We start from the raw sequence: 11,894 nt of genomic DNA on the forward strand, positions 1-11,894 counted from the left end.
AACGGGACAATTCGGCATAGTTCACAAAAAACTTATCAAGGCTACTATCTTACCATCATTACTTCTTGGCCACTACCCATTTGGGATGCCACCAGAAGCAGACTCTTGGCTGTACGGAGAGAGTGCAACACCTTTGTGCAAAGATAGCTAACGGTTCTGGTCAGAGGTTGTTGGGATCTCTGCATCTCACCTAAGCAGATTCAGGCAATCCGCTGCACCAGAATGTTATATTTCTTTTGATGCGATCGCCTGAACTACTGCGCCAATGCCCGTGTGATAAATACCTTCTACTACATCACGCTCAAGCTCAATTAGATGCTTAAACTTTAAGCCAGCTAACTCAAGGCTTAAAGATTCTTTAGATTGCATCACATCTACTGAATTTCCGCCACCAGTACCATGCTTCAACTGATCGGGTGTATAAGCCTCAAGCATAAAAACACCGTTTCGCTTTAACGCTGCTTCAACTTTTTTATGAAGTTGTTTTCTTATTGAAGAGGGCAATGGACAAAATATAGATACAATTCCGTCCCATTTATTTTCGCCTAAATCATACTCTGCTAAGTCAGTATGAATAAACTCAACAATCACCCCATTATCTTCGGCCAGCTTTCTGGCCTTATTCAAGCCAACTAAAGAGGCATCTACAGCGGTTACAGAATAACCCTGTTTGGTAAGGAAAACGGCATTCCGCCCTTCTCCTTCGGCTAAGCTCAGAACTTTACCTTTTGGAATACTGCTGACGTTTGCTTCCAAAAATTTGTTCGGGTTTGTGCCATATGCGTACTCTTCGGCACTGTATCTTTCATCCCACATCTGTTTTCTCCAATTGTTGCTGTTGGCACATTTGATCCCAAAAAAATATAGCTATGTATTCCACCGCAGATATGCTGGATAATACCTTTAGCTTCGGTGGATTATCCATCATATCTGTTGGACAATATCCTAGTTTTAAGTAATTAAACAGAAACTTTGCAGGTTAAGTCCGGGTTCTTGGGTGTTATCCATCGCTTCTGATAGTTAATCCTGGAAATCAGGGGTGTTATTTGTCACTTTTGCTGATAATATCCTCTCTATCGGTCTTATCCAGCATTAACCTCATGTCGCAATCTACCGCTCCGATGCAGCTTTACCGCTTGCTTGAGGCGGAGCCTTCGCATAGCAGGAACGAGTGCGATCGCCCCTCGCTGTAGGTTGGGTTGAGTCTGTCACGTCCTTGCTTGTGAATCAGCAGGTAACGCGAAACCAAACAAATGGCGATCGCGCGTCGTGTAGCGATCGCCACGGGTAAGGGTATTCCGCTAGTTCCCTGAGTGGACAAGTCAAATAAAAAGGTTATTCCTCATCACCCGTCTGGCAAGTAATACTTTTAAAATAGGTTGTACACGAACGGCAAAACCACCACCTTGTGGCTTTTGTATCCCATTGCATAGTACCTGTACCTTTCTCTTCTCCTTTAAGAAAGTCCTTTTTGTATGTTAAGGCTCGGTCATATTCTTTATATCGACAAAATCTCTCTGCTCCTATTTTTTCCGCCGCGGGATCTGTCCCATCTTCTCCTTTCAAGACCGTGCCCACTAGAATACCGTCTATCTGAGGCTTGTAAAACACCTTCTTCCCTTCATCGTCTTGAGCAATAGCTACAAAAGTCATCATCACCATCCCAGCTACTGTAGCACTAGAAAATAAAATCCAATTTCTGTTAATCATTTAAGTTCTCTCCTGAGATTTTTTGGCTTTTTCCTTCAAACTTTAATTCTAACATTAAATTAATAGTCCGGACTGTTTTTATATAAACGCCTGAAACCGTCATTCTATCGTTGGCGATGCCTTCGGCTGGCTACCAGGGTAAGAGCGTCTCAATCATGCTTGACAAAAGGAATCCGAAGAATCTAAGATCTTGTCAAGAAAACAATAACTGATAATTTGAATCAGATAATCATTATCCATAGCTGCCCGTTTCATTTTTTGTCGAAGACTACGTTTGTAAGTAGGTTAGCAGTTGAGGGCATTCAGCGCAATACGTCGCAGGAGGGCCAAATTTCGGGGACTGTGGAAAGAGCATTTCCGGCAAGCATCTTCTGCAAAGGTACAATCTAAAGTCCAATGAGCCTGATTTTCAATCCCCCAATGTTTGCGGATGGCTCGACCCAAAAGTTGGGCAATTCTATCTAAAGAAGTTAGATAGAATTGCACTTCCCTCCTTAGTTTTGTTCCAAAGATGACGCACTCGAACAACCATGACCACACTTTTTAATCCCGCCCATAATCGCGGTTGGTAAAGCTAACCAATGACCGTAATTGGCACAGACCAAACTTGACGAATTTCTCGCCGATGATGACCGGACTCAATCCGTTGCTCATCACTGACATCAATCCCGGAAAATTGCTGTGCAGAAGCTGTCTCAAACCATTCTTTAACCTGATGATGGAGAGTCGGATGATTAGCTTTAAGTGTCAGGACATAATTTCCTTTTTTTTCAATAATCTTTTGAGCAATTTCAGTTTGAGTACCCATAGCATCAATAGTAATGATAGAATCAGTGATGTCTAGCAACTCTAATAATGCCGGAATAGCCGTGATATCATTCGATTTATCCTCCACTTTCATCTGTGCCAAAACCAGATGTTGTTCAGAAGACCAAGCAGTAATAACATGGAGTGCCGATTTGCCTTGATTGCGGTCATAAGAACCTCTAATTGTTTTACCATCAATGGGAATAATTTCTCCTCCTGTCTTAGTGACGAGAGTTTCTACCCATCGTCCAAAGCATCGATTCAATGCTTTTGGGTCAATGAACTCAAATACTCGACGAAAAGTGTCATCGGAAGGGATGCCATAAGGTAATACCAAAAACTCTTCTAACCACTTTTTTTTACTAATGCCATAATTCTCGATGTCTTCCCACCCTTGCGCTCCGGCGATGATAGCGAAAATTGTGATCGCTAGGATATCGGTGAGTTGATGTTTCTTAGTTCGCTCGACTCTGGAGTCTTTAATATCTGCAAAATGTGCTATTAAACGGGCGTTGAATATTTTGAATCTTTGCTACTTCCCGGAGCGGTAGTTGAGGAAGAGAGCTTTTTTTGCCAGAGGTAGATTTAATCTCAAAACCCTGAGACATAAAGTGTATTCCTAAATATTTTATTGGGCGGCATTGTTGTCATCTCACTTATTTGACTCATTGTCAACTACAATTTATACCAAATTAGATGAGCTTACCCTGCATTCGTAAGGAAATAATGCTTTGGGGATGATGAATCTCTTCGAGTAAAAGATTATTTCCGGCTTGTACTTTTTTGCTATATTTATGGTAAATCCAACCGCTGAATAATCCACCTAGCGGTAGTAAGGCGATCGCCCATAATAAATGAGATTCTCGCCAATTAGTTGCCCATTCTAAAGATGCGAGGAGAGCGGCGGAACCAAGACCAAAAAGCATACCAACTATACAAGAAATAATGAACCACTTGCTGAGTTGCGGAATGATGGTGAACTGCTCAAATTGAGGGCGACGTTTCATAAGAAATGATTCTTTGGGGTAAAGTTAGGCTCGTTGCGAGCGAGCCAAAATCTGCGTTAATTACCGCCTTGATTATGAACCGCAGAGGGCGCAGAGGACACAGAGAGGGGAGAAGAGTATCAAGGAGATATAAAACCCATATTTCGTATTACTTGTAACTAGATTCCACCAAAATGACAGGAATAGGACTGGTTTCTAAGACGGCTTGAGAAACTGAACCTACTAGCACTTGTTCCCAAGGTTGATCCCCTCGTTTCCCGATCGCAATATATGCCACTTGCCGAGCTTGCGCCACGCGGATAATCTCTTCGGGAACTGTACCAGAAACACTCAGGAACTCATAGCGAATATCTGATAATATTCGTTGTGCTTGTTGTTGTAATTGTAAGTTTGTGCTTTGATCTCCCACATTATCTACATACAAAACAATCACATCCCCATCACTGCGCCGAGCTAAGTCTGCGGCTTTAGTTAAAACATCTGTTGTTAGGGGGGAATCGTCTACTGCGGCGAGAAAAACTCGACGACCGGAAATAGGTACTTTGGTAGCGTCAACTTCGCCTTTTTCTAATAGTTTGGGGGCAAAAGTGGGAATTGCCCAAGCACCCAAGGGAGCTGTTAGTAAAATTGAGAGGGCTGCGATCGCCAAAATCGTCTCGCCACCAGCAATGCCCTGAGCTAGGGGAATTGCCCCAATTGCCGCCTGTACCGTTGCCTTAGCGGAATTTCCTGCTAGCAAAAACAGCCGTTCTTTCCCAGTCCAATTACTACCTAAAGTGGAAAGATACCAACCGAGCGATCGCCCAATCAGAGTCCCGATCGCCAACACCAACAGACCAACCAGCAAGGTATTGCCTAATACATTAAGTTGAATACTGGCTCCCAGCAGCACAAACAAAATAATTTCGGCGATCGTCCACAAACTGTCAAAGCCACCCCGCAATCTTCGTGCTAAAGGCGCATCCAACTCAATCAGGAAAAACCCCGCAGCCATGACAGCTAAATAGCCAGAGAAAACCGGAATATGTTCGGCTGATACTACCAGCCCTAGGGCAAAACCAGCAGCCACTAGGGAGTCCTGAACCGCAGTTTGAGTCCAGTTTTGCTTGACTAATAGTGACACCAAAAGTCTCGCAGCCACCCATCCCAAAAGCACCCCCAAGGTAATTTGGATGATGATTTGAAATGGCAGCAATTGCAGAGGGCTGAGGGTGATTCCTCCCAGCAGGGTAATGGCTGTAGCTTTCCCTTGGGAGAGAAATGCTAGCAGTAGGCTAAACACTAGCAACAGCAATACATCTGACAAGGCACTTCCCGTCAGAATCGCATCGGGAATTCCTTTTTTTACTCCCCAACCTAAACTTTTTAACCGCAGCATTCCGGGAACAATTACTGCTGGAGATTCCGCGCCAATGATGCAGCCTAGCAGTAGCCCCGTCAAAAAATCAAACTGAAGTAACCACATCGCAGCGACAGCAATGGCGATGGCCTCGCAAGCAGCAGGCAGAAAGCCTAATCGCAGCGCCACGGTTCCCTGTTGGGATAGCTTTTCGCGATCGATTCCTAACCCCGCTTTCATCAAAATCACCATCACGGCAATGGTGCGAAGAGAATTCGCAGCGGCCAAAACCTCTGGGCTAATGACATTCCCCAGTTGCGGGCCTAATAAAATGCCCACCAGCACCATACCTACGAGTGCTGGAGCTTTCAGCCGTCGAGCAATCTGCCCGACAAAAAAGCCCATTAATAAAATCCAGATCATACTTTCTAACATCACGCTACCTTGAAGCTGAATGGATAAACGTGACTTGTAGGGGAAAGATCGATCGAGGCATCCGCACCATCCTACCCTTCCGCCACAAGTCGGAACAGTAGGAGCCATCAGCCTTTTAAACGTTATGAAGATTATTAATAACGCAGGGCGGTTTCGGCGAGCTCCATCGCCATCATTACTTTTATAGCACTATTCAAGCTGATAAGCTGTTCGGCATTTAAAAGACGATAGTATGGTGCGTCAGTACAGAAGTGTTTCCCGCATAAGCGCGTAAGTGTTCACTCCTGACGCACCCTACAAGCCTCGTTAGTTGTTTAAATGCTCCACAGCTTATTCCATTTCCGTGCCTCCCGGAATGCCTACCCTTGTTCATAGACTTCGACGGTTTGAACTTATCTTTTTGGGATGGAAACTAGCTCATATCCTGGAAGGAATGCTATAGCATTCCTTCCAGGAGTCTTACAAAGATGTAGGGGTAATGCCTTTCTTTGCCTACCCGGCTCCATGGGGGCAACCACGGGGGGTTTGCCCCTACAAGAATTACACAAATGATGCGAGCGAGGATTGCTATAGGTAATTGAGAACGGTGCAATATCTCAGTTATATTTGATTTTTCCCAAATTTAAATAACCTTCCTTTTCCTAGCTTTTTATCAATTTATAAGGGCGATGGTTTGCCTAATTTCGCTCGATTGCCTCGCAGTATCTGCCACCTTCAATGTGTACAAACTACTAGCATTGTCTACGTACAAAGGCGTACCGTTTGACAAATATTCCAACACCATATCGGTGTCTTTGGCAAACAAACCGCGCCGCGTCCCTACTTTGAGGGTGCGCCGATTTTCTCCCTGAATTAATTGACCGGATTCGGGAGTAAAAACCAGCGTTCCTGTTTCTCCGTAGATGGTAAAAATGTTTTCCGACTGCCAAAAAGTCTCTCCTTTTCCATAAACAGCTTCAGCGACAACCCCATTGGCAAAGCGCAACTGTGCGTTGCACAAACAAGCTTTGTAGAAATCCGGCTGACTGTCCCAAAATTGAGCTTGACAGTTAACGCTTGTTACTTCCCCGAACAAATCGGTAAATCGGTGCAGTCGCGAAATTGCACCAACTAACGGAAAGCCAAAGAGGGAATGTTGATAAGTCCACCGCTGCGGGGCTGGATGTTGAGGAGTCATAGTAATGTAGCGGGCGTAAAAAACTTTACCGATTAAGGGCAAAGATTCTTTGATTGCTTGGTGCAACCCGCCTAACAGTTCGATGTGTTCGATGTGGAGGAGTTTTTGCTTTTGGGTGGCAAGTTCGATCGCCCTTTCTGCTTCAGATACGTCTAAAGATAGAGGATATTCCACCACAACGTGCTTGTCATTTTCGAGCGCTGCCAGGACGATCGCCCCGTGATCCCGATTCACCGTACAGACAATCACCAAATCTAAATCGTCTCTTTCTACCAGCTTGCGCCAGGAAACCGCAGCTTCTGCCCCGAAGCCTTGACAAAATTCTGCGGTTTTCTCCGGGGTGTGGCCCGCAACCGCTACCAAGTGCGATCGCCCATCAGCTTGAATTGTCTCGGCCCTCAACTTAGCGGCAAAACCAGTACCCACAATCCCCACGCGAATTGGAGAATTAACCGAAAAACCAAAGTGAGTATCAATATTAGTCATGGGATTTGAGATTTAAGATTTTAGATAGTTACAGACTTGCGGTGCAGGGCTTTAGGGTTCTGTCGCCCCGATTTTAAGCTGTGGTTGTGGTGCGATTTATTCGATCGAGCCTTTAACACCCAAGCCTTGATGCGATCTAACTATACATTTCAGCGCCTGCTGGGACTTGCCTGGCAGCAAGTCTTGCTGAAATTCGATCAATACACCGCATACCAACAACCCGGTTTTTGTGCTGTAGGGATCAAAATAGGATTTTTCCTAGAAACCCGGTGGTTTAGCGCAAGGCTTGCGGCAACAGTATCACAAGGCTGAACCCAACATAGGTATAAGTAATCAAGATGAAATTAGAAAAAGTTATAACTAATCCCATTCAAATGTTTTGTAAATAAGTGTGTCAACCTCCCTTCTATCCCCTACTATCATAGAGGGAACAAACCTAAGACCCAACCTCAAAGCTAATAGAGCCTTGAAGGTTGCATTAGGAAAAATTATAGATCTTGTTGAATTTTTGAGAGGATTAGTGCATGGCAACTTACAAAGTTACCCTCATCAGCGAAGCCGAAGGAATTAACCAGACCATTGACGTTGATGACGATACTTACATTCTTGATGCTGCTGAAGAAGCAGGACTCGACCTCCCCTACTCTTGCCGCGCTGGAGCTTGCTCCACCTGCGCCGGCAAAATCACCAAAGGCGAAATTGACCAATCCGACCAATCTTTCTTGGACGATGACCAAATCGAGGCCGGATTTGTCCTCACCTGCGTCGCCTATCCCAAGTCTGACTGTACGATCGAAACTCACCAAGAAGAATCGCTCTACTAAGAAAGGACGCTCTGCGTGATACCCTAAGAAACCCGGTTTCTCGTTTCCAGAATTAAGCTGAAATAGCGCAATTATGTTAAGAAACCGGGTTTCTGTGTCTAACATTGCAACAAAGCCGCCAGCAGTCTGTCACTCCTAGCTATGAATTCCTAGCTGTTTGAGCAGATAGCTGACCAAATAATTTTAGATTTTAGATGGCAGATTTTAGATTAACTGTGAAACCAATCTAAAATCCAAAGTCTAAAATCTAAAAGTTTAACGGCTAATATTTAGTCTCGCGTTGCGCGGACTTTGTTTGTGTAGTGGCGATTTAAATTGCCAACTCTTAGGCAGACTTTGATCGACTATTCGCGCCAAAATGTAATGTTATCGCTGAGCGGCACAACTTGAGCGCCGGGAAAATAAAAGCTCAGAATTTGAGATCCATTCCAGCCCAAATTAGCCAAATTGTAAGAACCAGTCTGACTCATTCCCACCCCGTGTCCGAAGCCGCCTCCGACAAAAGCATAACCGTTGAGAGTTTTGTCTGGATTGTAAATTGGTTCGAGGTAAAAAAGCGTGCTAATCGGCGGGTAAAAAGCATTGCGAATCTCGTCTTTGTCGATATCGATCGAGCCCAAGTCAGTTTGAACCTTCATTTTCAAAACTCGACCTGCGGGCGACCTTTCTACCACTTCCACTTGAGTGACAGTTTTAAGATTAGCCAGCGGGTGCTGTTTCTTCTGAAGATACTGTTTAAGAAATCCACCAATCGCCGTCAAAGAAGCTGGTTCGCGCCACCGAAAAGTGTCTTCTTTTTCCTCATTAAACCCTTTTTGCAAACTGATAAAGCGGCGGAAGTTGTTTTCGTCAGACAAACTCTGCTTGGACAAATCCCAGACATTATTAGGGGAATCGACGATCGATCGCAAATATGGACGTTCCGCGCCCTGCCACACATCGTTAAAAGAGGCTGTCACGCCGCCGCTAGACGCGGAATAGAGCGCGTCTACTAGCTGATTTTCGTAAGTTAGCACCAAACCGCTCGTTTGCGCGATCGCCTTATCACTTTGCGGGTAAACCTCGGTCAAACCTTGATAAACTTGGCAGTTAACATCAGCGCACAACTCATAATTATCCACAGCAAAACGGCGCAAATTTCTCAGGGCGTAAGTTCTGGCCAAAATAGTTTGAGCGACAATCGCAGCGTAAGGCGAAAAAGCCCCTATTTCGTGAGGAACAACACCCCGCAAGTAAGTTTCCGTCAGCACTTCATTCACCAAAGTATAAGTGCCGTAAGCATTTTTTTGCAGCCGCAAATTGCCACCATAACGGCGAGTTTGTTGAATTGCTTTTTCGGGTTCAGTAGCTGTCGCCTCGTGGGTAGTTTGTTCCAATACCTCAATCACATTTTTCCCGGCCGTCACATCCAACTCATTGCGATTGAAACGAAAGCCGTTTAAAACCCAAAATGCCTGGGGTATTTGTTTAACAACCTTGGAATCCAAAAAAGCTGTTGTGTTCCCTTGAGCTTGCAAACTTTGCAATAGCCAGCGCCGCACCAAAGGAGAGTTGTAAGTATCTCTTTTCGCCCAAACTTGCCAGCGCAAAGGTTGAGCAATTTCTACTTCTATTCCCTTAGCGCGCCACTGATTGGCGCTGTCTTCCGCACTCTCGAAACTGCGGTGAGAACTTAGTACCACTCGTTCTTCTACTAAGGGCGATTCCAGCGGTTTGGGGGCTATTTCTAACTTGACGCTAGCAGCAGTTTTGGTTTCTATGCCTTGAGGAGTTTTGTAACGCAAAGTTAAGCTGTCGCCCGGTAATGCTTTCAGCGTCAGTTTGTCGGTTGCTTTGGTGCCAAACCGCTGCACTACGCCAATTTTGATCGGTCTATTTTGGGGAGTTTGGGCGTATCCCGCAGCGCTGAAAATGGGCAACAGGCACAATGCGGTGAAAACAGTGCTAGAAACGCAGCTAAACCATTTGTAATTGGGAGTGGGAGGTGCTTGAGCGAACACGGTTATCTGTCTCGCGATAGTTGAAATTGAGGGATTTTTGATTGTACGTTAGCACATTTGGCCGCTGCTATAGGGGAATTGCCGAAGATTAGCTGGTTTGGTTGCCAGAATTCTGTTAAGTCGCTAAGCGCAAATAAACTTTACATCAAGAAATTTTGAGCCATTACCCACCCCACAATCTTATTATGGGTAATTCAAGGAAAGCGAATTTACCTACTTACTTGGTTTTTCCAATATTGGTAAGCCGCATAGGCCAAGGTGGCAGCGCCGGTCACAATGGCCGCTTCATCAACCTCAAATTGCGGGTGATGGAGGGGATAGTTCGGTTTGTCAGTCAGTCCCACTCCTAAGCGAAACATGGTTCCCGGTGCGTGTTCTAAGTACATCGAAAAATCTTCGGCGCCGAGGGAGGGTTCTGGTAAAATTTGGACGCGCGATCGACCTAAAGCTTCTAAAGCCGCACTTTCGACTAATTGCGTGAGTTTTGGGTCGTTTTGGACTCCGGGCACGCCGCGCTTGTAGGTGAGTTCGTACTTAGCGCCGTAAGTCGCGCAGACGCTAGAAACAATTTGTTCGATCCAAGCCGGCAGTTTTTCGTGGGTTTCCGGATGCAGCGATCGCACGGTTCCCAGCAATTTTACTTGATCGGCAATCACGTTCGGCGCTCGTCCGCCGTTAATTTGCCCGATCGTCAAAACCAGTGGTCTCAAAGGATTTTGCGTGCGGCTAATGGCCTGCTGCAAAGTGGTAATTATCTGAGAAGCAATCCAAATTGCGTCGATCGCCTCGTGGGGACGCGCACCGTGGCCGGATTCGCCCATCACAATCAATTCTAGGTCATCTGCTGCCGCTGTCAGTGCCCCGTGGCGGATACCGATGCAACCGCCGGGAATCGTCGGAAAAACGTGCACTCCGAGGATGCCGTCAACATCTTGCATCGCCCCATCTTTAATCATCCATTGAGCACCTTGGGCAATCTCTTCCGCCGGCTGAAACAAGAAGCGGACGTGACCGGGCAGTTTTTCCTCTAGCTGAGACAATATCATTGCTGCGCCTAAACCGACGGTGGTGTGGATGTCGTGGCCACAGGCGTGCATTACTCCCTCGTTGCGGGAGGCAAATTCTAAGTTTGTGCGTTCTTGAATCGGCAAAGCGTCCATATCGGTGCGAATTGCCAGCCACCGGGACTCGCTGCTGTTGCCTTTGATTTCGCCGATGACGCCGGTTTTGCCGATTCCTTCGATGGCGCGGACTCCGCTGGATGCGAGAACTCCGGCTACATAGGCTGCGGTTTGATATTCTTGGCCGCTGAGTTCGGGGTGGGAGTGGATGTGGCGGCGAATTTCGATTAAGCGGGGGGCGAGGGTGGCTGCTAATTCTTGGATGCGGGAAGCATGAATTTTGCTGGGGGAAAGGTAAGATATTTAATCAAATACGGTAGCGCAAGTTTCTGATTTTTTACGGGCGATCGATGCGGGTTAAACGCGGAACAATTGCTGTTGTTTGATGGGAATATTTTTTTATGTCCCGAACAAGTTTTTTTATTAACCGCAGAGAACGCAGAGAACGCAGAGAAAGAGTTAGAGAGAAGTTGTAAGGAAATAAAATTTCGCGTTTTGCAGTCTACAGCGGGTCTGAAGGATTTGTGTAAATAAAAGAAAAATGGTAAGCTGAAACTTAAGAAAAAAAAGGAGGAGACAAGAGTTAGTGGGAGCATCGGGCGATCGCGCTCATGTAGGAAAGAAAAAAAGCAGAAAAAAATGTTAAATAAGTCACCAAAAGATTTGATAGAGTTACAATTAGAAGAGTTGCAAAACTTTATTTTACATACAAAATATATCATGGAGTGGAAAAGAGGGCAAGGGGAAAAGTCAAGAAAGAACGGTAGTCAAATCGAATATTTGACGGTTTTGCGAACTTGAGAACCGCGAATTAAGGTAGTAGTGGAAATAGGAGGCGATGGCGCCTTTCGCTGGACTCCCCTAAAAGATGCTTGAATCGCAGCTTAAACTCAAGTTGAAGGCGATCGCAGCCATTTTAGAGTTGTGATTGTTATTTACGCACTGCTTGCTTGCATAGGCTGCTACATACAAGATATTGAGGTGCGGT

At 45.5% G+C, this 11,894-nt stretch carries 9 protein-coding genes, 2 pseudogenes and 1 riboswitch; of the genes and pseudogenes, 2 read left to right on the forward strand and 9 right to left on the reverse strand.

Annotated features, from left to right (window positions below; all coding sequences use genetic code 11):
* Positions 1-225: 225 nt before the first annotated feature.
* From QUA10_RS05200 to QUA10_RS05230, 7 genes and pseudogenes are all read right to left on the reverse strand, one after another.
* Entirely contained in the window at positions 226-816 is a 591-nt protein-coding gene (locus tag QUA10_RS05200; protein ID WP_333085750.1) for a class I SAM-dependent methyltransferase, read from the reverse strand.
* A 313-nt stretch (positions 817-1,129) separates the two neighbouring features.
* Positions 1,130-1,321, reverse strand: coding sequence for a hypothetical protein (locus tag QUA10_RS05205; RefSeq protein ID WP_333085751.1), 192 nt, complete (start codon positions 1,319-1,321; stop codon positions 1,130-1,132).
* 14 nt (positions 1,322-1,335) lie between these two features.
* Positions 1,336-1,710, reverse strand: coding sequence for a hypothetical protein (locus QUA10_RS05210; RefSeq protein WP_333085752.1), 375 nt, complete (start codon positions 1,708-1,710; stop codon positions 1,336-1,338).
* 153 nt (positions 1,711-1,863) lie between these two features.
* Positions 1,864-3,125: pseudogene (locus tag QUA10_RS05215) on the reverse strand (ISAs1 family transposase).
* An 84-nt stretch (positions 3,126-3,209) separates the two neighbouring features.
* The gene (locus QUA10_RS05220; RefSeq protein WP_333085754.1) at positions 3,210-3,524 is read right to left on the reverse strand and encodes a hypothetical protein; all 315 of its coding nucleotides are present in this window, start codon (positions 3,522-3,524) and stop codon (positions 3,210-3,212) included.
* A gap of 148 nt (positions 3,525-3,672) precedes the next feature.
* Positions 3,673-5,298, reverse strand: coding sequence for a cation:proton antiporter (locus QUA10_RS05225; RefSeq protein WP_333085758.1), 1,626 nt, complete (start codon positions 5,296-5,298; stop codon positions 3,673-3,675).
* 91 nt (positions 5,299-5,389) lie between these two features.
* Positions 5,390-5,478: riboswitch (Fluoride riboswitch) on the reverse strand.
* Between the two features lie 472 nt (positions 5,479-5,950).
* Positions 5,951-6,961: a Gfo/Idh/MocA family oxidoreductase gene (locus tag QUA10_RS05230; protein WP_333085755.1), complete on the reverse strand. Its 1,011-nt coding sequence runs from the start codon at positions 6,959-6,961 to the stop codon at positions 5,951-5,953.
* 524 nt (positions 6,962-7,485) lie between these two features.
* On the opposite strand from QUA10_RS05230, the gene QUA10_RS05235 reads away from it, so the two are divergent.
* Positions 7,486-7,785: a ferredoxin gene (locus QUA10_RS05235; RefSeq protein WP_106149950.1), complete on the forward strand. Its 300-nt coding sequence runs from the start codon at positions 7,486-7,488 to the stop codon at positions 7,783-7,785.
* Between the two features lie 344 nt (positions 7,786-8,129).
* Here the strand turns inward: QUA10_RS05235 and QUA10_RS05240 are convergent, their stop codons facing one another.
* Together QUA10_RS05240 and QUA10_RS05245 are read right to left on the reverse strand one after the other, a co-directional pair.
* Positions 8,130-9,785, reverse strand: a complete 1,656-nt coding sequence (locus QUA10_RS05240) for a SpoIID/LytB domain-containing protein (RefSeq protein ID WP_333085756.1) — start codon at positions 9,783-9,785, stop codon at positions 8,130-8,132.
* Positions 9,786-9,994: 209 nt separating this feature from the next.
* A complete protein-coding gene (locus tag QUA10_RS05245; RefSeq protein ID WP_333086193.1) occupies positions 9,995-11,185 on the reverse strand; it encodes a M20 family metallopeptidase in 1,191 nt (396 codons plus the stop codon).
* 528 nt (positions 11,186-11,713) lie between these two features.
* On the opposite strand from QUA10_RS05245, the pseudogene QUA10_RS05250 reads away from it, so the two are divergent.
* A pseudogene (locus QUA10_RS05250) lies at positions 11,714-11,782 on the forward strand (NAD(P)H-quinone oxidoreductase); the annotation flags it as partial.
* Between the last annotated feature and the right edge of the window lie 112 nt (positions 11,783-11,894).

It is taken from the genome of Microcoleus sp. Pol8_D6 (assembly GCF_036700965.1).
Taxonomy (GTDB): Bacteria; Cyanobacteriota; Cyanobacteriia; order Cyanobacteriales; family Microcoleaceae; genus Microcoleus.